Source organism: Haloarcula sp. CGMCC 1.2071, from assembly GCF_037078445.1.
Lineage (GTDB): Archaea > Halobacteriota > Halobacteria > Halobacteriales > Haloarculaceae > Haloarcula > Haloarcula amylolytica.
The window spans coordinates 78290-100349 of the sequence record NZ_JAYMGY010000006.1; the positions used below are offsets into that span (position 1 = coordinate 78290).

The 22060-nt window shown below is 60.7% G+C and carries 22 protein-coding genes; 11 read left to right on the forward strand and 11 right to left on the reverse strand.

Annotation, left to right across the window (positions count from 1 at the left end; all coding sequences use genetic code 11):
- Positions 1-71: 71 nt before the first annotated feature.
- Entirely contained in the window at positions 72-443 is a 372-nt protein-coding gene (locus VI234_RS12890; protein WP_008312175.1) for a cupin domain-containing protein, read from the reverse strand.
- 315 nt (positions 444-758) lie between these two features.
- On the opposite strand from VI234_RS12890, the gene VI234_RS12895 reads away from it, so the two are divergent.
- From VI234_RS12895 to VI234_RS12905, 3 genes are all read left to right on the forward strand, one after another.
- Complete coding sequence (locus VI234_RS12895) at positions 759-2465, forward strand: cbb3-type cytochrome c oxidase subunit I (RefSeq protein ID WP_008312177.1); 1707 nt, start codon at positions 759-761, stop codon at positions 2463-2465.
- Between the two features lie 227 nt (positions 2466-2692).
- Positions 2693-2959 (forward strand): hypothetical protein, encoded by a 267-nt coding sequence (locus VI234_RS12900; RefSeq protein ID WP_014031241.1) that lies wholly within the window; start codon positions 2693-2695, stop codon positions 2957-2959.
- A 3-nt stretch (positions 2960-2962) separates the two neighbouring features.
- Entirely contained in the window at positions 2963-3364 is a 402-nt protein-coding gene (locus tag VI234_RS12905) for a PIN domain-containing protein (protein ID WP_336330234.1), read from the forward strand.
- Positions 3365-3467: 103 nt separating this feature from the next.
- Here VI234_RS12905 and VI234_RS12910 read toward each other — a convergent pair whose 3' ends face one another.
- Positions 3468-4070, reverse strand: a complete 603-nt coding sequence (locus tag VI234_RS12910) for a class I SAM-dependent methyltransferase (RefSeq protein WP_008312183.1) — start codon at positions 4068-4070, stop codon at positions 3468-3470.
- Positions 4071-4204: 134 nt separating this feature from the next.
- On the opposite strand from VI234_RS12910, the gene VI234_RS12915 reads away from it, so the two are divergent.
- The 5 genes from VI234_RS12915 to VI234_RS12935 all read left to right on the forward strand — a co-directional run bounded on the left by VI234_RS12915 (position 4205) and on the right by VI234_RS12935 (position 10961).
- Positions 4205-5050 (forward strand): DUF726 domain-containing protein, encoded by an 846-nt coding sequence (locus tag VI234_RS12915; protein ID WP_049943048.1) that lies wholly within the window; start codon positions 4205-4207, stop codon positions 5048-5050.
- A gap of 125 nt (positions 5051-5175) precedes the next feature.
- Complete coding sequence (locus VI234_RS12920; RefSeq protein WP_336330235.1) at positions 5176-6267, forward strand: hypothetical protein; 1092 nt, start codon at positions 5176-5178, stop codon at positions 6265-6267.
- Positions 6268-6904: 637 nt separating this feature from the next.
- Positions 6905-7615, forward strand: a complete 711-nt coding sequence (locus VI234_RS12925) for a metallophosphoesterase family protein (protein ID WP_336330236.1) — start codon at positions 6905-6907, stop codon at positions 7613-7615.
- 4 nt (positions 7616-7619) lie between these two features.
- Entirely contained in the window at positions 7620-10148 is a 2529-nt protein-coding gene (gene ppk1 / locus VI234_RS12930; RefSeq protein ID WP_336330237.1) for a polyphosphate kinase 1, read from the forward strand.
- A gap of 141 nt (positions 10149-10289) precedes the next feature.
- Positions 10290-10961, forward strand: coding sequence for an AIM24 family protein (locus tag VI234_RS12935; protein ID WP_008312194.1), 672 nt, complete (start codon positions 10290-10292; stop codon positions 10959-10961).
- 11 nt (positions 10962-10972) lie between these two features.
- On the opposite strand, the gene VI234_RS12940 is transcribed toward VI234_RS12935, so the two are convergent.
- From VI234_RS12940 to VI234_RS12950, 3 genes are all read right to left on the reverse strand, one after another.
- Positions 10973-11641 carry a class I SAM-dependent methyltransferase gene (locus tag VI234_RS12940; RefSeq protein WP_336330238.1) on the reverse strand — a complete coding sequence of 223 codons (669 nt, stop codon included), beginning with the start codon at positions 11639-11641 and terminating at the stop codon, positions 10973-10975.
- Positions 11642-11715: 74 nt separating this feature from the next.
- Positions 11716-13185, reverse strand: coding sequence for an MATE family efflux transporter (locus tag VI234_RS12945; RefSeq protein ID WP_008312198.1), 1470 nt, complete (start codon positions 13183-13185; stop codon positions 11716-11718).
- A complete protein-coding gene (locus VI234_RS12950; RefSeq protein WP_008312199.1) occupies positions 13185-13784 on the reverse strand; it encodes a TetR/AcrR family transcriptional regulator in 600 nt (199 codons plus the stop codon). The genes VI234_RS12945 and VI234_RS12950 overlap by 1 nt, the downstream gene beginning before the upstream one ends.
- Positions 13785-13962: 178 nt before the next feature.
- Between VI234_RS12950 and VI234_RS12955 the strand changes: the two genes are divergently transcribed.
- Positions 13963-14553: a TetR/AcrR family transcriptional regulator gene (locus VI234_RS12955; RefSeq protein ID WP_008312200.1), complete on the forward strand. Its 591-nt coding sequence runs from the start codon at positions 13963-13965 to the stop codon at positions 14551-14553.
- A 73-nt stretch (positions 14554-14626) separates the two neighbouring features.
- Here the strand turns inward: VI234_RS12955 and VI234_RS12960 are convergent, their stop codons facing one another.
- From VI234_RS12960 to VI234_RS12975, 4 genes are all read right to left on the reverse strand, one after another.
- A complete protein-coding gene (locus tag VI234_RS12960) occupies positions 14627-14881 on the reverse strand; it encodes a hypothetical protein (protein ID WP_239642321.1) in 255 nt (84 codons plus the stop codon).
- Positions 14882-15094: 213 nt separating this feature from the next.
- Positions 15095-15805 carry an iron-sulfur cluster repair di-iron protein gene (gene ric, locus VI234_RS12965; protein ID WP_336330239.1) on the reverse strand — a complete coding sequence of 237 codons (711 nt, stop codon included), beginning with the start codon at positions 15803-15805 and terminating at the stop codon, positions 15095-15097.
- Between the two features lie 76 nt (positions 15806-15881).
- Complete coding sequence (locus tag VI234_RS12970) at positions 15882-16946, reverse strand: DUF2249 domain-containing protein (protein WP_336330240.1); 1065 nt, start codon at positions 16944-16946, stop codon at positions 15882-15884.
- Positions 16947-17208: 262 nt separating this feature from the next.
- Positions 17209-17676, reverse strand: coding sequence for a metal-dependent transcriptional regulator (locus VI234_RS12975; protein WP_336330241.1), 468 nt, complete (start codon positions 17674-17676; stop codon positions 17209-17211).
- Positions 17677-17804: 128 nt separating this feature from the next.
- Between VI234_RS12975 and VI234_RS12980 the strand changes: the two genes are divergently transcribed.
- Positions 17805-18680, forward strand: coding sequence for a hypothetical protein (locus VI234_RS12980; protein ID WP_336330242.1), 876 nt, complete (start codon positions 17805-17807; stop codon positions 18678-18680).
- 652 nt (positions 18681-19332) lie between these two features.
- On the opposite strand, the gene VI234_RS12985 is transcribed toward VI234_RS12980, so the two are convergent.
- Together VI234_RS12985 and VI234_RS12990 are read right to left on the reverse strand one after the other, a co-directional pair.
- The gene (locus tag VI234_RS12985) at positions 19333-19725 is read right to left on the reverse strand and encodes a DUF5684 domain-containing protein (protein ID WP_336330243.1); all 393 of its coding nucleotides are present in this window, start codon (positions 19723-19725) and stop codon (positions 19333-19335) included.
- A 263-nt stretch (positions 19726-19988) separates the two neighbouring features.
- The gene (locus VI234_RS12990) at positions 19989-20267 is read right to left on the reverse strand and encodes a PRC-barrel domain-containing protein (protein ID WP_008312209.1); all 279 of its coding nucleotides are present in this window, start codon (positions 20265-20267) and stop codon (positions 19989-19991) included.
- 348 nt (positions 20268-20615) lie between these two features.
- On the opposite strand from VI234_RS12990, the gene VI234_RS12995 reads away from it, so the two are divergent.
- Positions 20616-21971 (forward strand): DUF7827 domain-containing protein, encoded by a 1356-nt coding sequence (locus tag VI234_RS12995; protein ID WP_336330244.1) that lies wholly within the window; start codon positions 20616-20618, stop codon positions 21969-21971.
- Positions 21972-22060: the final 89 nt, after the last annotated feature.

A 22060-nucleotide genomic window follows, 5' to 3' on the forward strand; every position in this document is an offset into this window, starting at 1 on the left:
TGCCGTCGTTCCAACTGACTGCCTGCCGTATTCCGGTCTGGACTTCCCAGCAACAGCCCTCTGAGCTGGGCTTACGGATCGAACTCGTTCTGCTTGAGCCCTTTCCGGACCGGTTCGTGTTCGGCGTCGGTCGGCGGCGGTGCCGTCACCAGTAACGCCTCCAGTCGACTCTCCTCGTCCGCTTTGACACCGCGGTCGGTGTCGGCCTCGACGACCACCACGTCGCCCGGTTCGACCGCCCGCTCCGTGTCACCGTCACGGACGATACCGGTCCCGGACTGGACGTGTATCGCGACGTCGCTCGCGGGCGCGTGTACCGGAATAAACTGGCCGGGTTCGAAGTAGCCACAGACGACTTTCATCCGGTCGCTGCGGAACACTTCGACAGCCGAGAACTGGTCGTCGTCGTATTCCCGGACGGCGTCGAAATCGGTCGCTGTCATCGCGCGTCCTCCCGATAATTGTACTCTCGAAGAACTACAGGGCCGAAGTCGCGGCCGGTCGATGCGGACTGGCTCGAACGTCGGCAGGTGCGTGAACTCGCTCGCTGTCGGTTTCGGTGCTGTGGGTGCATCGCGAGGAGTTCCGACCGCACGACGGAAAGCCTCGGTCCCGAACCGCTTCGTCTGTAGTCGCGCCGCTTCGTACTCTGGATGCATATAAACCGTCTCCGAACATCTTCCCGATAAGAACCACGGGCAGTCCGTATAAAGACCCTCCAAATGGTGTCTGTAGGCGCATTGGCGACGACAGTACTGATGGCGGTACTGCTCGTCGGTATCGCTGGGATACTCGTACGGATCGAAGACTGGCGGTCGTATACGATTGCGATCGGTGGCGGCCACGGGACGCACGAACGCACCCACGCGGAGAAGCCGAGCGGGATTCTCCGGTGGCTGACGACGGTCGACCACAAAGACATCGGGATTCTCTACGGCGTGTTCGCCGTCGTCGCGTTCGCCTGGGGCGGTATCGCCGTGGTTCTGATGCGGTTCGAACTGCTGTACCCCGCTGAGGACTTCCTCAGTGCCAGTGCCTACAACGGCCTCCTGACGACCCACGGCATCACGATGCTGTTCCTGTTTGGGACGCCAATGCTTGCGGCGTTCTCGAACTACCTGATCCCGCTACTCATCGGGGCCGACGACATGGCCTTTCCGCGAATCAACGCCATCGCGTTCTGGTTGTTGCCGCCGGCGGCGCTGCTCATCTGGGGTGGCGTCCTCGGCGGGCCGTTCCTCGAAAACATCGAACCGGCACAGACCGCCTGGACGATGTACACACCGCTGTCGATCGAACAGCAGAACCCCGGCGTGGACCTGATGCTGCTCGGCCTCCACCTCTCGGGCGTCGCGGCGACGATGGGGGCGATCAACTTCATCGCGACAATATTCACCGAACGGAGCGAGGACGTGACATGGGCCACCCTCGATATCTTCTCCTGGACTGTCCTGGTGCAGTCCGCACAGATCCTGTTTGCCTTCCCGCTGCTGGGCAGTGCACTGGTCATGCTCCTGCTCGACCGCAATCTCGGGACGACGTTCTTCACGCTGGACGGCGGCGGCCCGCTGCTGTGGCAGCACCTGTTCTGGTTCTTCGGGCACCCCGAGGTGTACATCCTCGTCCTCCCGCCGATGGGACTGGTGAGCTACATCCTGCCGAAATTCTGCGGGCGGAAGCTGTTCGGCTTCAAGTTCGTCGTCTACTCCACGCTGGCGCTCGGAGTCCTCTCCTTCGGCGTCTGGGCCCATCACATGTTCGCGACCGGCATGGACCCTCGACTACGGGCCTCGTTCATGGCGGTCTCTATCGCCATCGCCATCCCGAGCGCGGTGAAGACGTTCAACTGGATGGCGACGATGTGGAACGGCGCGTTACGGACGACCGCGCCGTTCCTCTTCTGTGTCGGGTTCGTCGGGAACTTCATCATCGGCGGCGTTACCGGCGTGTTCGAGGCCGCCATCCCCGTCGACCTCATTCTCCACGACACCTACCACGTCGTCGCGCACTTCCACTACGTCATCATGGGCGGCATCGCCTTCGCCGTCTTCGCTGGCATCTACTACTGGTTCCCGCTGTACACCGGTCGGTGGTATCAGCGGTCGCTGGCGAAGTGGCACTTCTGGCTGACGCTTGTCGGCACGAACGTTACGTTCTTCCCGATGGTCCTGCTCGGCTACGCCGGGATGCCCCGCCGGTACGCCACGTACGCTCTGACCGCTGGCCCGGTGGACCTGTTTACGCTCCTGCACCAACTGGCGACGCTTGGCGTCGTTCTGCTGGTCATCGGCCAACTCATCTTCGTCTGGAACCTCGTGACCTCGTGGCTGGAGGGACCACTGGTCAGGGACGGCGACCCCTGGGACCTGGCGGCGACGGACCAGTTCCCCCGGGAGTTCGCCTGGTTCGAGCGCGAGCGGCTCCCGGCGCTGGCCGACGGCGGCGAAGAACCGACCGGGGATTGATCTCCGAGTTCTTCTGGTTTCCCGTTCGCGGTACCCTTCTTGGTTGTTCTACGGCCACCTCTAGAGTGGTATAGAACCGTTATCACACCCAGTTTGAAACGGTCAATACAACTCAAGCAGTAAATGAGCTTGAGAATTGGTCGGACTGGACGACTCAATATGGGCGGGAAATCTACTATATTTACGGGAATATTTTTATTCTTTCCCACACTATGGCTGAATACGTCATGTCGAAGACGACAGACGAACGAGGACGGATCTACCTCCCGAAGGATGTCCGCGACCGGTTCGGTGACCAGTATCGTATCGTTGAACTCCCGAGCCACGTCGCACTCTTCCCAGTTGACGAGGACCCGCTAGAGGGCCTCCGAGCGGCCGTTGGCGATGCCTTTGCAGAGACAGAGGCCGACAAGCTGAAAACTGAATCGCGGAAGGCGATCTCACGAGAGGTTCAAGAGGAAGCGAAAGATCGGACACAGGATGGCGAGGCGTAAGTCGTGTACGTTGAAACTGACTTTCTCACCGCACTGTTGAAGGACGACGACTGGCTTCAGGACGCCGCAGTCCGCGCCCTCGAAGAACACGATGACATACATACCTCGATACTCGCGTACGCCGAGGTTCTGGTGCTGTTCTACGACCGTGAGGCGGCCGAGTACGAGATCGATGCGCCGCGGGCAATTACCAACCTGCTCGAACTGGTTCCAATCGTGCCGGAAGAGCACGAGGACGTGGTTCTGGCCGCCGCGGCGTTCCTCGACGAGTACGATCTCACCCCGTTCGATGCACTCCACGCTGGACTCGTCACAACCGGCGACGAGCGAGTCCTTTCGACCGAGCAGGACTACGACACTGTCGGCCTCGACCGCACATCGTTGGAACCTGCGCCCTCTGAGTGAAGATGGTAGATACGCAGACCGACTGTGCAGCTTGTTCAGTCTACACTGCCTGAAATCAATAGCCTGTGACGAGTTGTCTGACACCCTGTCTCCGTCTGCTACCCTACTCCGAGATGTCCGGATACGACTGCCGACCGCCCTGTGACTTCCTGGCGACCAGTTGGGCGGTGGCTGCGGTCGTCCCGTCCCTCGTCGCGGTGCGTTCGTCGTAGTGCAACACCGTCAGGTCGAGTCCGGCCCTGAGCAGTTCGTTGGAGGCGAACCGGTACCGGTCCCCGGAGGGGCCGCCGTCCACGTCGTCGGTCGTCCGGAGGTGGTGCTGGATGAACAGACAGCCGCCGTCGGCCAGCGCCTCGATAATGTCGGGGAGGCGGTCGACGGGGCGATAGAAGCTAATGGTGATGAGGTCGTACCTCGACGCCGGATACGCGAACGAGTCGAGGTCCGCCTGTATCCACTCGATATCGTCTTCGACGCCCGCTTCGCGTGCATTTTCACGGGCAATGTGCAGCCCCGCACGCGATTGGTCGACCGCATCGACGCGGTACCCGGCCGCTGCGGCCGGAAGCGCGTTCCGCCCCGTCCCGGTTGCGATATCAAGCGCTCGTCCCGGTGGAAAGGTCGGCAGGTATCGTTCTAACACCGGATGTGGGTCCGGGCGCTGTGGGTACGTACCCGCTCGGTATCGCTCGTCCCAGGTCGTCATGGCTCCGTCAACCGCCCGCGGATACATGAAGTCTGTGGGCTGTAACACAGCTCTTGCGTTGCTTCCTGTTTCCGTCCGCGTCGATCTCAACTGATTTATCGGTGTGCTTGCGAACTACCCACAAGCTACTAGCCATGGACAGTCAAACGGGTGTGACCAGACGGCGGCTGCTCATCGCTCTCGGAAGCGGACTCGGTCTGCTCGGGGGCGGCGGTGCCTACGTGTACTGGTCGCTACAGGGCGACTCGGGCGGGTACACTGCACCGGACTCACAGCCGGTCGTCACTACGCGCGGGCTCCTCGACGCGGCGGAGGGGCCAGCCTTCGAGACTGGTGGCATGTGGTCGTTCGACGACGCGTCGGAGGTGTTCCTGTTCGTCCACGGATTCAGTACCGACGCCGAGAGGGCGCGCGACAATGCCTATACGGCGCAGGTAGCGCTCGACGGAACACGGCCCACACCGGTTATCGCGTACAGTTGGGATTCCGATGTCGAGTGGGTGCAGGCGAAGGACAACGCCGAGGCGAACAGTACCCACCTCGCTCAGTGGCTGGTCGAGTGGGCCGAAACCGACGGCCGGCCGGTCCATTTGCTCGCTCACTCACTTGGTGCGCGGGTGACCGGTGAGACCCTCCGGGAGCTAGCCAAGCGAGGGGTGCCAGACGCGCTTGCTTCGGTGTCACTGCTCGGCGGCGCTATCCCCTACGATAGCGTAACTACAGACGGTCGTTACGGCGACGCCATAGCGGCCGTTGACGCTCCGGTGTCGAACTTCTACAGCCACAACGACAAGGTCCTCTCGTGGGTGTACCGAGCGTCGGACCGGACACACGCTGTGGGCCACGCTGGAACCCGCGATGCGGGGCCGCCTCCCGACGGCTATCAGGACGTGGATGTCACTGATCTCGTAGCCGATCACTACTCGTACTTCGAACCGGATGCGGGCTGTTTGCCGCGGGTCGTCGCCGAACTCGGGTAGGCTGTCGAGGGGAACTCAGCGACCAAATTCGTGTTCCCTGCCGCTCCGGTCACACAGCGAACAGTCGCTATATATCCAGTTTGACCGTCCCGGAGACACTTACCCGTCTACCGAGAGAACAAGGTATGGACCGACGACAGTATCTCGCTTCTGCTGTGGGACTCGGAGCCGGCAGTCTCGCCGGGTGTAACGGCTACTTCGCGGGCGAAACCGGCACCGCCGGGGACGACAATGGCTCGCCCGCACCCCCAAACGCGCTTTCGGCTGGTTCGTATACCGTCACGCTGGCCGACCCACGGGTCCGTGCGTCGATACGTGACGCCGGAGTCCACGTCGATGTCCGTGCTGAGCATGGGAGCCAGTTTCTCGTGCTGGATGCCGAGACAGGTGATGCCAGAGTCGAAGAGATCCCAGTGAGGGTTGTCGCGGACGGGGAGCCGATAACTGACCGGCTGTCACTCGTCGGCCGCCCCGAGCGGAAAACTGCGGGTGTCATCGGGTTCCCCGTTCCAGTGTCGGACTACCGAACCGTTGCGCTGGAGCTCGAATCAGCGGGGGAGACCGCCCGCTGGCGGGTCCCCGATGCCACTGTCGAGATGCTTTCCAGAGCTCCCGAGTTCACCGTAGACGGTATCGAGGCTCCCGACAGCGTGGACGTCGGCGAGTCTTTCGACGCGTCGTTCACCGTCGCCAACGACGGCGACCGCGACGCCCGCTTTCTCGCGGAGTTCGGGCACACGCTCCTCTCCGACACTGGGGAAGTAGAAGTCGCCGTGCCGGCCGGCGAGCGTCGCACGCACACCACCACTATCGACCCGTTCTACGACGAGAGTCCCGCCGAAATCCCGGTGATACTCGATTGGGGTCTTCAGGCTCACCATGCGACCGTTACCGTGAAGCGGGAGACGGCAACGGCCGACCTTCCACCGCGTTCAGATGCGCTCAGCATCGAATCGAGCTATCCCATCGACGGCACGATGGTCAACGTCGGTGTGGGCGGGACGGCCCGCAATACCAGCACGAGGGCGCTTACGAACTGTGTCATCGTGGCCTCGGGCGATGTCGGTGACCAGGGTTTCAGCGCGACCACACGCCGTGACAGGCTCGAATCGGACCAGCCATGGGACTGGGAGGTCGCGTTCGGTGACGAAGCCGACGCACAGCGTGAGCCTGTCAGAAACATCACTATCGAGACCCGGGCAGAACCGTCCGGATGACAACGGCTATACGGCCCTCCATGTCGGTACTGCGTTCGGTCATTGTCGTCATCTGTGGGAAGAAGGCATGAGTTAGCGGTCTGCAGTGACGCCACCAGCATAGCGGCCACAGGTGTCTAACTGTTCATCGTCGGTAATGGTAGCACCGGTGCGCCACTCTGTACTGCGAGGGTCACTGGCTTCGATATTTTCTCCTCTGGGGACACATCGGCTGCCCCCGTTGCGTCTGCGTCTCCGGACGAAGCGCCTGCCGCGGACAACTAACTTTTATTTACTGCCCTTTTCGACCCCCTCGTTCGGGGTTCGACGTGGCTACGTTTCGGGAACCATCGATAGACGAGTCCGGGTACGAGCTCGTGAAGTTCGGTAAGTACGACGATAGCCCCGGCGTATGCGACGGCGACGTCTCGGCCGAATAATGACTACCTCTTGTCACACCGCTGCTACAGATGCATCACATATAAACCGGGAGGCAGTTCCGTCTCGCCTACGGTCTGTGGCAGTCAGCGCAGGCTCGGTCTCTAGCGGTGGGTTCGACATCAGTTGGGGTGATACGTTCGCTCTCATACACCTATATAGGGCTCATATAAAACGCCTATAGCAGATTCACCGACGTACCGTCAACGGCTCCACATCGATGGTCTCACCACCGACGTTTCATCCGGACCTCGGCGCATCACACCAGCGAATCCACGGCGATGACTGGGAGGAGATCTATGTCGTCGGCGACGTCCACGGCTGTCGCCCGACGCTCGAACGGCTCCTGAATCGGCTGGACCCCACAGCGGACGAACTGGTCGTTTTCGTCGGTGATCTCGTCCGCAAAGGGCCCGACAGCGCCGGTGTCGTCGATATCGTTCGACAGCATCCGAACTTCATCACCGTCCGGGGCAACAACGAACAGAAGATCATCGACGGCCGCAAATCCCTTCCCTCGCTGACCGACGACGACCTGTCGTGGATCGCGTCGCTCCCGGTGGCGATATCGTGGGACGATTCGCTGGTCGTCCACGGCGGCGTCGACCACCGAAAGCCTCTCGCGGAACACGAACTGACTGAACTGCTGAATATGCGCTCGCTCGTTCCGGACGGGAGCTACGACCGCCCGTACTGGTTCGAGACGCGCCGCGACGACCCGCGTATCTTCTTCGGCCACACGGTGCTTTCCGAGCCATTCGAGACGCCTACTGCGGTTGGCCTCGACACGGGGTGTGTGTACGGCGGGCAACTGACGGCGTACCAGTGCTCGACGGGTGAGTTCGTCACAGTCGCCCCAGAGACGACCCACGAAGACCGATCGTCCGATAGCATCGTCGACCCAGAGCGCGCACCGCCCACCTCATCGTAATCCGATGAATCAACCCTCAGAACCGGATATCCCCGCATACGAGCCGGAGGATGTCGACCTGAATGACCCGTCGCTGTATCTCAACCGTGAACTGAGTGCGCTCGCCTTCCAGCGGCGCGTACTCCACGAGGCACTGGACGAACGAAACCCGCTGCTGGAACGGGTTCGGTTCCTCGCTATCGTCACCCGCAATCTGGACGAGTTCACAATGAAACGCATCGGCGGCCTCAAACAGCAGATCGAGGCCGACGTGACCGAGACGGCCCCCGACGGTCGAACGCCAGAGGAGCAACTGGAAGCGGTCCACGAGATTCTGCGGCCGATGTTAGCGACGCAGGCCCGTTGCTACCGCGACGCGATTCGGCCCGCGCTTGCTGCAGAGGGTATCGAGATTCTCGACTACGACGATGCTTCCACCACAGAGCAGTCTGAGCTACGAACCTATTTTGAGGAATCCGTGTTACCGACGCTGACGCCGCTTTCGTTCGACCCGGCACATCCCTTCCCGTTCATTTCCAATCGATCGCTCTCGCTCGCTGTCCTCACCCGGCATCCGAACGCCGAGGACCCGACGTTCACCCGCATCAAGATTCCGCCGAACAGGCCCCGTCTGGTCCAGCTCGGGAACGAAACACGGTACGTACTGCTCGAAGAGGTCATCCGTGCGAACCTCGATCTGCTGTTGCCGAACGTCGAGATCGTCGACACGGCCCTGTTCAGACTGACCCGCAACGCGGAGGTCCGGCGGAATCAGGAGATAGCCGAGGACCTCATCGACATGGTCGAGGACGTGCTCGAACAGCGGCGCTTCGCGTCGGTCGTCAGAATGGAACTCGCTCCCGATGCAGACCCCCGTATTAGATCGACACTCGCGACACAGCTCGGTCTCGACGAGCGTGAAATATACGACCTCGCGGGACCGCTGGACTACCGAGACTTTGCGGAGCTGACCGATCTCGACCGGCCCGATCTCTCGCTTGACGAGTGGACGCCACAGCCGCATCCTCGTCTCAACGGTCGCCGACAACAGTCGTTCGGGACGCCGGATACGACGGACCCGAGCGTGTTCCGGCGTATCCAGGATGGCGACATATTGCTCCATCACCCGTACCACGACTTTACCGACACTGTCCAGCGATTCCTCTCCGCGGCAGCCGAAGATCCCGATGTACTGGCGGTGAAAGCAGCGATCTACCGGACTGCAAGCGACTCACAGATCATCCAGTCGCTGATAACGGCTGCGGAAAACGGGAAGCAAGTCGCGGTGATGGTCGAACTGAAGGCCCGCTTCGACGAGCAGAACAACCTCGAATGGGTACGTAAGCTGGAGGAAAACGGTATCCACGTCGCCTACGGAACGGTTGGACTGAAGACCCACACGAAGACGGCACTGGTCGTTCGGGAGGAAGACGACGGCGTCGAACTGTACTCACATATCGGGACCGGGAACTACCACTCAGAGACGGCGAAGGGGTACGTCGACCTCGGGCTGTTGACCGCTGACCGCGACATCGGCCGCGACCTGACGAAGGTGTTCAATTTCTTCACCGGGCCGTCGCTGGATGAGGAGTTCCGCGAACTCCTCATCGCACCGGTGACGATGCGCCAGAAGTTCACCCGGTGTATCCGTCGGGAAGCCCAGCACGCACAGGCCGGCCGTCCCGCACGTATCGTCGCGAAGGTTAACGGACTCGAAGACCCCGCTATCGTTGCCGAACTGTACCGCGCCTCGATGGCGGGTGTCGACATCGACCTCATCGTCCGTGACATCTGTCGCCTCCGGCCCGGACTGGACGGCATCAGCGAAAACATCTCAGTGTACTCGCTCGTCGGACGCTTTCTGGAGCACTCCCGCATCTTCTACTTCGAGAACGGCGCACGGGCCGAACCCACTGCTGAAGACGACTGGGGCGAGCCCGAGTATTACATCGGCAGCGCCGACTGGATGACACGCAATCTCGATTACCGGGTCGAAGCAGTCGCGCCCGTGACCAGCCCCGAGATCCAGCGCCAACTCCGCTTCAATCTCGAACTCGTCCTCTCGGACAACCGCAAGCTCTGGGAGATGGACAGCGACGGCGAGTACCACCAGCGGTACCCGGATGACGGCGAGCGCGTGATCAGCGCACAGGACATTCTGATGCGTGAAGCGCTGAAAGCCGGTCGTTTGGACGACCTCGCCGCAGGAATCCCCGGTGACTATCCGCTAGCTGCTGAGCTCTGTGTCGTAGGCGACGGTGAGCACCAGCCAACTGCGTCAGCTACCCAGTCGGAATCTGCAACCGACACAGGCGGTGCAACTGCGGCCGATCGAGCGTCCTCCGATCCCGATGCCACTGACGGCGAACCATCTGAAGTCACGGACGGTGGAAACCCCGAGGAAATACTGTCTACATACAGCGACCAGTGGTATGTCCCCGACAGTGTCGTGTACAACTACACTGTTCGGACGCCCGATGGGGAGCGGCGCTACCGCAAAACCAAAGCCGGCGTCACTGATCTCCTCGAACGCTTATATAGCGATACGGAATAGCTATTCGGCTATACTATTTCTCAGTTCCTTTTCGGCTCAGTAACTGCGTTGCTCCATCAATATGAGACCACTTCACACAAAATGCGTTTTAATCCTTCAAGAAGTCTATGAGCCTGGCCTGTCCAGTGTCTCGATGTAGCTATGGATTTACAGGAATTCGTCCGCTCCAACGCCCCCGTAGACGGCGGCGATGGGTTCCAGAAGGAGAACAACAGACTGCTCGACATCCCGCTCGACGGAACGGTGATGGTCAAAGCCGGGTCGATGGTCGCGTACACCGGCGAGGTGACGTTCACCGGCAAGTCCTCGGCGGAAGGCGGCATCACGGGCATCGTCAAGGAGGCCGTGAGCGGCGAAGGGACGCCGGTCATGGAGGCCGAAGGAAACGGCCACCTCTACGTGGCCGAGAACGGCAAGAAAGTGCAGGTGCTGGCCCTCGGTGACGGGGAGTCGATATCGGTCAACGGCACCGACGTGCTCGCGTTCGAATCAAGCGTTGACTACGAAATCAACACCGTCGGCAGTCTCTCCAGTATGGCCGCCGGCGGCCTGACGAACGTCTTCCTCACCGGCCCCGGCGAAGTCGCGCTGACAACGCACGGCGATCCGCTAGTGATGACGCCGCCGGTCTTCACCGACCCGGACGCGACCGTTGCGTGGAGTTCGAACCTCTCGCCGTCTATCGAGATGAACAAGACGTTCGAAATCGGCCAGACCTCCGGGGAATCGATACAGATGGAGTTCACCGGCGACGATGGATTCGTCGTCATTCAGCCGAACGAGGAGGGGTCTGTCACCCAGAGCCAGAGCTAACCACCGCCGAGTTATCGCGTCGGCGACGTGGCTCGCTTGCGGAGCCGTCCCCGAACGAACGGACGGATCGGCGTCATGCCGAGATTGAGGCGCTCGATTTCGACGACGTCGAACGACCGGTCAGCGACGAGCCGCGACCCTGTTTGTCGGGTAAGATGGCAACCGCCAGCGAGAGGCTTCCAGAGCGGTGCGAGGGCCGACTGTACCCGGGCGCGCCACCCGTCGTCGATGACGTGCTCGAAGAAACGCAGTTCGCCGCCGGGTTTGAGTACGCGGACGATTTCACTTATCGCGGACTCGACCTCTGGAATCGTACAGAACACCATCGAGGCGATGACAACGTCGAAGCTGTCGTCGTCGTACGGGAGGGCTTCCGCCGGTGCAGGCTCGATACGAATCGGCGTGGCCTGCGCGTTCGCCTTCTCTGTTGCCTGTCGCCGCATATGTGGGTCCGGCTCGGTAGCGTGAAACTCCGTCGCCGCGTTCGCAACGCTATCGAAATACGGAAACATCGCGCCGGTTCCAGCGCCGAGGTCCAGCACTGTGCCATCCAGATTCGCTACCAGATACTCACGATGTGGCCGTAAGAGCGTCCGCTCAACGAGCGCTGTGGCCGGATCGTAAATAGCTGCAAACAGCGGCGACGAGGGATCCTGACTGGCGTTCGGTTCTGTGGGCATGGCAGTAGTAACGGCGGCTCGCCTGAAAGTATTGGTTCACTTGCGGGGTGTCACTCGCTCGCCACCCACCGCTGTCAGTCTCCGTCAGCCGACATCTCGACGCCCGCTTCGTCAATATCGACTTTGGCTTCGGTGAGGTTGCTGTCTCGCCACGTCCCGCGTCGATACCAGCCGTAGGCGATGAGCGCCCCTGCGACGTTCGAGACGGCGAACGACAGCCAGATGCCGGATTCACCCATCGGGCCCGCGGCGAACCACGCAATCGGGAAGCGGATGATTCCGAGCATCAACACCGAGATTGCCGCGGCGGTGAGCGTCTTCCCGGCACCGCGGAAGCTCCCGGTGTAGGCCCGCATAATCCCGATAAACCCGAAGGAAAGCGCGACGTAGCGGAGGAACTGCGTCGTGATTTCGACGACTTCGGGGTCCGTCGTGAACAGGTCGGCTATCGGTGCGGCAATGAACCAGACGAGAACACCAGCCAGGGTGAGCACGCCGAACAGCACCGTCGCCGCGAGGCCGGCCGCTTTCGCTGCCCGGTCCGGTTTGTCGGCCCCCATGTTCTGGCCGGTCATCGTCTCGACGCCGCGAGCGACCGCGATAGCCGGCAGGAAGACGACCGAGAACACGCGCGTTCCGATGCCGTAGGCGGCGACGACCGTGTCCGGGAACATCGCGACGATGACCAACAGCAGGTTCATCGACAGCGCACGCCCCGTCCCCTCGACGGAGGCGGGTAGGCCGATGCGAACGAGACGGCGGAGATACGAGAGGTCCGGGGCCATATCGCGGAGGTGAATCTGGACGCCGCGGTTCCCCCGGAACATGATCGCCAGCCCGACGACCAGCGCCAGCGCCCGGGAAAAGACGGTCGCGATGGCGGCCCCTTCGATCCCGAGCTCGGGGAACGAAATCGTCCCGACGAGCGGCGCGTTCTCGACAACCGTCCAGCCGAATATCAGGAACGGGTCGATGATGATGTTGAGCACGACCGAACCGAACATGACGAGCATCGGCGTTATCGTGTCGCCGTAGCCCCGCATGAGCGCGACGAAGACGAAGAAGCCGAACATGAACAGCAGGCCGAGCGAGATGACCTCCATGTAGCTGGTCGCCATGGGCAGGACGTCTTCGGACGCGCCCATCAGGCTCAGAAACGTATCGACGCCGAAATAGCCCGCGATGCCGAGAACGAACGAGACGATGACGGCGAACGTGACCGTCTGTGAGGCGGCGTACTCGGCGTCGCGCTCCTCGCCCGCGCCGGTGAACTGCGCGACGAGGACGCTGCCGGCGACGGATATCCCCATCCCGAGCGAGATGAGGAGGAACACCATCGGGAACGCGAAGCTGATTGCCGCCAGCGCGTCCGTGCTGTACTGGCCGAGCCAGAACGTGTCCGCGAGGTTGTACGCGGTCTGGAAGAGATTCGTGATGACGATCGGCATCGAGAGGAAGAACAGCGGCTTCCCGATGCCACCAGACGTGAGGTCGAACTCCTCGGGCCCCTTGAACAGCGCACTAACGCGACTTCGAATCCCCATCAGCGGGTCGCCTCCGCTGGCGTGTCCGTCAGGAGATGTGTCTCAGCGTATCGCGTAATCGTCTCTTTAAATCTGTCTATCGAACGGTCTGTGGCGACGTGTCGGGTATGGGCACCTGTAATCGCCGTCACGAGAAACTCAGCTGCGACGGCCGGCTCGACCCTGCTATCGAACTCCCCGGTTTCGACGCCGGCCGCGATGATTTCCCGCAGCCGGTCGAAGAGCACGGCATCGAACCTGGCCAGTTGTGTCCGGAAGGCGTCGTTGTACGGGGCCTGTGCCTTTATTTCGAGTATTGCCGTTCTGAACTCCTGACCGGGCGTCTGTCGCCCATCAGTGAGAACGGTGTCCAACAGCAAATCGAGTTCTTCCCGTGGTGTACTCCCGTCGACCCCCGTAATCTTTGCAGTGTATCGTTCGTACAAGAAGTCCAGAAACTCCGTAAAGAGGTTCTCTTTGCTGTCGTAGTAGTAGTGAATAGACGCTTTGCTCCGGTCTGCCTCGGCAGCGATGTCCTTGACCGTGAGCGCGGCGTACCCGTGCTGGCAGAGGGCGCGGTACGTCGCCTCGAGAATTTCGGTAGCTGTCTCGTCATCCATAGCGGCTGTGACTGTACTTACTAACTAGTTAGTCAAAAACGCTTTGAACTCCACAAAGTGAGTTATAAACGATAATTTAGACCGTTCAACACTCAGAGAACTAACTAACCGATAATTCAACTGCACAATAGTAGGTGGGTCACAACGGTTATCCAACCGTGGGTGAAACCGGTACACAATGGCTGGACCATCGGACCGCACCTTCTCGGACCAGACCGAGGAGATAATGCAGGCGACCTACCGGGCGCTGCGCGAGCACGGGTACGCCGACCTCACGATAAAACGGATCGCGGACGAGTACGGTAAATCGACGGCTGCAGTGCATTACTACTACGACACGAAAGACGACCTTCTTGCGGCCTTTCTCGATTATCTGCTGGAGCGGTTCGTCGATTCGATTCACGACGTCGAGACGACGGACCCCGAAGCCAGACTGGAAATCTTGCTCGATGAACTGCTCGTCAAACCCCAGGAAAACCCCGATCTCTCGGTCGCCCTGTTAGAGATGCGGAGTCAAGCACCGTACAAGGAGGCGTTCAGCGACCGGTTCCGACAGAACGACGAGTACATTCGGTACATGCTCAAGGCGGTCATCAATCACGGGATCGACGAGGGTGTGTTCAGCGACGTCGACGCGGATCACGTTACCCGTTCGCTGCTGACGATCATCGACGGTGCCCGGACTCGCGCCGTGATGCTGGACGACACCGAGGAACTCGAAACAGCCCGACAGACGGCGAGTGAGTACGCCGACGCGATGTTACGGTAACCAGCCACCTTATACCGCCACCGCTCAGCCGCCGTGTATCTGCATCACAGGGTCCTGACGACACCGGCTATCGTTAGCTCGAAGCCTCGGGGCCACAGACGTCACAGCCTATCGACCAGAGGGCGATCAGTGCGATAACGGCCGGCACATGCGCGAGGACTAGCAACGGGACGACGAGTCGACCGAGGCCGAGGGAACTTCCCAGGGTGCGGACACCAGTTCCGAATATCGGGAGCGAGAGCAACGCTCCGAGTGTTATCACGCCTCGTATGGACAGCGACTGTTCGTCGATGACGTGACGGAACTGCCGAATATGGTCACGTATCACGAACACTGCACCTCCTATGTGACGGCTGAGGGAGGGTTCTGGGCTGTGTCTGGCCTCTAGTTTTAGGCTTACCTAAACACATTCAAGCCCGACTGCGACCAGATACAGGAAAATGATTTGCACGAACGTGTTCGACACCTCAAAAATATTGGTTGACAAATCTTGGGTGGAGAGGAGCAGTACTGTAAGGGCTGTCAATCGGCCTTTTGACCGTCAGACTTGGCCCGCGAGCCGTGATTCCACCTGCGGGAACAGGACGTTGTTCTCCTTGTGGACGTGCATATGTGTGTCCTGCTCCAGTGTTTCGAGTCGTTCGAGCAGACTCTCATAGCTCGGACAGGCGTCGTCCGGAACTGCGTACCCGTCGCTCAGCTCCGCAATCCGTTCGAGGTGCTCGGCCGTCGCTTCGTGGTCCGATTCGAGGTCCGCGAGCGCCTCGTCCAGACGCGCTCTTTCCTCGCCTGTGAGTTTGTCTCCGCTGTCGAGCTTCTCGATGACGGGGAACACGTCCTGTTCCTCATCTGTCGTGTGCTGATGCATCTCTTCAGCCAGTTCGAGGACTTCCCGCTCGATGTCCGCCAGCTCTGGGTGCTCTTCCGCGTGGACGCTCCGAACTTTCTCAGCGAGCTGCTTTAGCGCGGGCAGCTCCTCGCGGAGGTACTGGTGATGGGTGTCGACGACGTGTTCGATGAGTGTAGTCATCGAGTCCCATTCGTCCTCGCCGTTTTCGCTTTGTCGGCGCGCCTCGTCCAGTTGCTCCCGGACGGCATCGAGATCGAGGTCCGCTTCGGTACAGGCTGTCCGGAGCATCTGGTCACCGCCACAGCAGAAATCAAGCCCGACTGCTTCGAAGACACGAGCGAACGCCGGGTTCTCTCTGACGAGTGCGCCGAGCGGTCGGTCCGGATCGATTGGTTCAGTCATTGGTAGCTGTTACTTACGTTCGTTGTAGGGCGCGCTCTGTTCCCCCGCTCTCGAAGTTTGGGTCGGTAGTCCATGGTCAGAACGGGACCTCCGTCTCTTCGTCGGCTGACTCGTCGACGGTCGGCTCGGCCTTTCCGATCAGGACTCTGAACTCACCGGGGTCCTGCTGGCGGTAGGTCCAGCGGAACTCCGGGCCCGCCTCGGCCTCGAACTGGTGGTACAGCGGCTTGGGGTCGTGGTCGTTCACCAGCACGAACCCGCTCCCGCTGTCCAGTTCGGCGTACGCCTCGAAGATCTGCTCGTGTCGCTGTGCCGGCGGGAGAGCTCTGACATCGAGTTCGTCGGTAATCTCGACTGACTCGTCGTCAGATGGGGCTGCCGAAACGTCATCGGCAGCGGTATCCGATTCACCGGACTCCCCCGTACTCTCAGTTTTCGTGATCTGGACGCGACAGCGGCCGGGCTCAGATTCGACGACCTCCCAGGCGAACGCGTCGCCGTACCGCTGTCTGAACTCCCGTTGCAGGGGCCGCGGCTCGTGTGGGGCGATGAGTTCCATCGTCCCGCCCTCGGGTATCATTCCGTATCGGTGATGGATCGTCGGATGCCGCTCCCGTTTGGGGATTTCGCGGACGTCGTACCGCGTAACGATGTCTTCATCGGTGGCCTCGGAATCGCCGGTCTTGACGATCTCGACCCGCCATTCGCCCCCGCCCTGACTCGCGTAGTCCCACTCGATTACGTCCCCATGCATCGATTTGAGCTCGTGGTACAGCGGCTTGGGATCGTGGTCGTTGACGAGGACGAACCCGTCACCCGCCGCCAGACCATCGAAGATATCCAGAAGCGCCTCGTGTCGCCGTTGTGGCTTCAGGTCACGGACGTCGATTGTGGGGAGCGACTCGTCCCCGAGCGGCTCGCCGACGGTCACCTGCAGCTCTCGCGGCTCTGCGTCGGGATGTGCGTATTCCCACTCCAGCGACCGGTCCTGTTCCAGCTGGTAGCGCACCAGCTGGGGGTCGATATCCCTGTCGGCCACGACTTCGATGGTATCACCGACCTCGGCTCCCGACAGTACGTCGAAGAGCTGTTCCCGGCGTTGTCCTTCCGACTGGTCTCGCAACTGAATCTCTCTTGGCATCTCTATACTGGATGGTACACGAGTGGACTGATGTCACCTGTCCCGAAGGGGTTCGGCAGCATTCCGATCCCTCTACCGATTGGACGGCAACCTGTCGGGTATCCTGTCACTGTCGTACCCGGTTCGAGACTGAGAACGGGCCGCGGATCCGCTCGCTAATACGTTCGCCGTCACGGTCTTCCGCTGACTTGTTTGACGACGTGGAACGGGCGGTTCCGAACCGGCGAGAGATTCGATAGCGGGTGCTGACGACACTCCCCGTCTATGGAACGCACTGCTCGCCGTCGCCGTCTCCCTCTGGACAGAGGCCCAGACACGCTCCATCCACCTGGCTTCGGAGACGAAACACACCGTTTTTCGGGAGGAGGAAGCCGATATCGAACGCCGTCTCTTCGTCGAGGGTCGTATCTAACACCGATTCGAAGAAGGTGGAAACGACGCAGAAACGCCACCCAACCTCCGTCGCGAGAGCGTCCCCGCGATCCGTGAGCGTCACTCCCTGATATTTTTCGTAGTCCACCAGTCCCCGCTCGTCGAGTTTCGACACCATCTCCGTGACGCTGGCCGGGGTCACGTTCAAGAACTCCTGCAGTTCCCCGGTTGAAACCCGCTCCGTGGGAGATTCCGAGAGGACAGAGACGGCGAAGAGATATCGGCCTGCGCTCCGCTCGATATCGGAAACCGACGGCGTGAGCGACGAAGCGGACCCTGTTTGCGATTCTGAGGACATATCTCTTGGTCTCTCAGCTATTGCGGAAAGTGTAGTCCCGAACCCCTTCGCTCTGTCTCGGGTACGAAACCGACCGAACATCTCCGGCCCCAGGGTTTTGATTAGGTGTACCTAAAACTGATTAGCTTATGGGTACGGGAGAAGGTGAAAACAGGGCAATCTCGTTGCTCGGCCGCACCGTTCCGGTACAGGTACTCAAGCCGCGGCTCGTTTTGGGACTGTTACTGACCGGGTCGCTGGCTGGCATCTGGGTCGCAAATCTGGCTGCCCCGGTGCTGGTTCGGGGTATCAGGTGGGTTACCCTCGCGACGCTCGGTGTTCTTGTCGGTGGGACCTACTGGCGACTCGCTCTCTTCGACCGGTCCGAGTTCGCCGATGACGACACGTACCGGACCGTCACGCACCGGTGGCAACGGATCGAAACACTCGCTGTCGTCGGATTCGTCCTCTCCGGGACTGTCCATCTCGGCCTCGGTGCCCGCGATGGCCAGTTCGGAACCGGCCGTGTGGCTCTCGGTCTCGGCGTCATCTCTGCCCCGGTTCTCTGGGTCGGTATCAGACGTATTGCTGACGGCTCGCCGACTCGCCGGGCGGTGTCGGTTCGGTCCACGCTGCTCCTCGCCAGCCTCGTTTCGCTTGCTGGATTCGCTTGGGTGGAAACGGGGACGACACTCGTGGACTGGGGGGTCCGGCTTGCTCACGTCGGCGCGTTCTCGCTGTGGCTCGGCGGCGCGATCTGGCACAACTTCGTCGTCTTGCCGACAGTACGGTCCCGACCCGACGCTGGCGAGGCGCTGAAACCACAGGCACACGCGTTCCGCCGCCACCTCCCTGTCGTTCTTCCGGTCGTGTTCGTGACCGGCGTTTACCAGACTGCCGGGCTCATCGGGCTGTCCGCTCCAGCGCTACTCGCTTCCCCGGTCGGGCACCTCGTTGCCGTCAAACTGCTCGTCCTCGCCGTCTTGACCGCAATGGTTGCCGCCAGCTGCAAGCGAAACGGGTAGTCGGCTTTACGGACCGCCACCACGGCCGAGTCGGCATCTCGCACCGACTGTCTTCGGGTCACGAGGTCCGTTCGCCGGTAATAGTCCAGAGCGTACTCTGTATCGATTTGCCCACAAAGTACCCGATAAGGCCCCATAGAACGCTACTTTCGACGCCTTGCAACACGGCTCCGACACCAGCACAGAGGACACCGAGGACAACGCCGGGATAGTTCTGTGCAGGCGATAGTACTTCCATAGACCTTTTCAGCTATTTGTGAAAAAGAGCATTCGTCCGAACCTGTTCGTGTCTGCGTTGACAGACCGCTACCGAATTAGCTGTGGCTGCTTGGGATCCTCGTTTTGATGATCATTCAGCCCCCACCGATTGAGACCGGATAATCGTACAGTCAAGCGTCTTTTCCGGGACGACGATGGATGTGCCAGTCTCTCATAGCCATGTTTTCTTTTGTCTCGGATGCTACTCGGATTTATTCGCCAGTATTCACACATATATTACAGGAACTGTCGAGAGACGCTGCCGGGGACACACAGTAGTTCGCCGTCACGAGCGATTACCATCCGGAACGCCCCTCGGACTACCCGCTCTGCTACCGTTCGATACCTGACGCTCAAGCGATAGTATTCTGCCCTGTGGCCGCGCCGGCAGATCTCAGGCAAGCCTACCGGACTGGCGGTATTGGTAATCGCCAAAGCCCAGCAGTGGGAAGAAGAGTATCCCCAGAAACGCGAGCCCGAGCCCGAAACCGATGCCTCTCCCGAATGCTCTGGCCACTCCAGCGTGAATCTTGTACCACGCGTAGATGTTCACGAACGGGACCAGCAACAGCACTAACCACCACCACGCATTCTCGCCGATCTTGAGCATGATGTAGAGGTCGTATATCGGAACAATTGCCTTCCAGCCTGCGTGATCGGCCTTCTCGAATACCATCCACATCCCGGCAATCTGGATACCAGCAATCAACAGATTGAACAAGAGCAGTACGATATTACCACCGCCGCTGTTCTGGAGGGGGGCGGCTAACACTTCAAGCGGGACCATACCGGCACTAGTCCATAGGTATTCAAAAAAACAATGAATCTGTGTCATGACACTACTGCACTCTGGTGTTACAGATATACACTTGAACTGGTGAAAATACCCATCGGTCATCGGTGTCTTTCTGAACTACGGCACAGCGTTCTAAACTCGCAAAATGCACTTTGTAACCCCGTCGCCGCTCGTCCCCATCAGCCAGCGACAATCGAATATACTCAACTACCAACCACATTCGTTTCGGCCCGTTTGAACAGCCGACGGGTCGCCTACGAGTCCACCGTATCGCCGCCGGCGACACTTTGTTCTGTCGGCGGCTGAATGGTCAGATGGTCCCGCTTCGATTCGATGAGGGACGCCGGCAATCGAATGTCGCCGTCGGAATCCCGCTCAACGCCGAATATCTCCTGCACCTCGCTGTTGATGACAATCGTCTGAAGTTCCCCCGTAGCTGTATCGAGCGTAATGTTTTGCAGTGTGCCGACTTCGCGGCCATCAGTACTCACGACCCGGACGTTGGAGAGCTGGTTTGCGAGGACCGTTCGCATACTAGTCACTCATCCCGAAATTACCATAAAAATACTGATCTCTCCCAACTTCCCACGCCCTGTCGTCTCTTACTGCAAAACGACTGCATATGTTGATGGCATGAACATCGTCGACGCCGAAACGGCATAACAGAGATGACCGTTTGCAGCAGAGCGGCTTCGCCGGCTCTCCAAGCTGATTAGTACTGCCGAGTTCAACGTGGTTTTAAGCTATCGCAGACGGTTTTTCAGTCCCACTGCAACTGCCAGTCGTATGCAAGCGAATTGCCCTCCACCTGCAAACCGGTACTGTCTGCAGCATCGCCCTCGAATACATGCACAGTTGCCTGCTCTGCGGGAGGTGGTTCTGTGAGGGTTCGGTCGGTGGCGCTGGCCGCGGTGCTTATCGCCGCAACGGCGACGGCTCCGGGGCTGGCCGCTGCTGAGCAACAGGCCACGGTCTCAGAGGACAGTCTTCCACTGCACTCAGACGAACAGCAGGTGATCACCGGAGAGACCACGCTGGAATCCGGGACTGAGATGACGGTCAGAATCCAGTCAGCTGATGCGTCGAACCCATTCCTTCAGCAAAGACAGGTCAGCGTGCAGCCCAACGGGACGTTCGTCGCCCAGTTCGACATGTCTGGGGTGCCGGCGAACACGTCCTACGAACTGTCCGCTCACGTCGACGGTGACACGCTGTTTGAACGTACTGGAACCGTCGCTGAGTGCGACAGCAACTGTACTGACCCGGTACCGGATATCCAGACTCCGACAGAGACTGACGAGGACGAAAACGTCGTCACGGTCTCTCAGGGAGAAACCGCTGAAATTCCGGTCTCGATGACTGATGGCGGGAACAAAACGCTCTCCGTCGGCAGCGAGGCAGTCAATTATCAGATCAACGCGACTGTCAGCGACGACGACGATGACGGTGAGGTGCTGGTCCTCTTCGACACCGCGGCTGCCGGCACCGACGCGGAGACCCTCAGTGTCGCGGACGACGGCGACTCGCTCACCGTGACTGCGACAGAGCCGGAACTCCCGTCGACGCTTGCCCCCGCCGCGTACACCTACCGCGTGTTCGACGGCACGACCGACGATTCGCCGACTGTCGGGACGCTCGTCATCGAAGCAAACGAGACGGCAAACGAGGAGTTCGAGGTCGAGGAGACTGCCGAATTCGGCTTCGAGGAGTCGGTGACCCGGGCTCAACAGGGCGACACTGGTCGGATTCCAATCGTCCTCGCAACCGCTGACGCGGCCACTGTCTCTATCGGGAGCCCGGCCACCAACTACGAGATCAATGCGACCGTCCGCGACGGGAACGGCGATGATCGTGTCGTGCTCCTGTTCGACACCACGGCGGCCGGCCACGACGAACCCACCCTCGAAACCGCGGCGGACGCCGACGCCGTCGCAGTCGAGTCCGGTTCGGAGGTTGCCCTCGATTCGCAACTCGCCGCGGCGAGCTATGAATTGTCGCTGTTTCGCGGGACCGAGGCGGCCGACGAACCCGATGCGGTCGGCACACTACTGATCACTGATGGCACCAACTCCACTGCGGACGCGTCGTCCGATGGCGTCGATTCAGTTACCGGCGAAACGCCGGCCCCAGGGCAGTCACAGGACGCTGGCTTGGGAATCGGTACTGGCGCTCTCGCCGTCGGCGCAATCCTCGCCATTGCCGGCGTGGGGATATGCTTGCGGTCTATCATGAACTGACGCTGTGACGGGCATCTAACCGTCCGTTTTTTGAAACCACGTCTGGACTGTTCGAGGCGGCTTTTCTGGTCAGACACCCGCTCCCACCG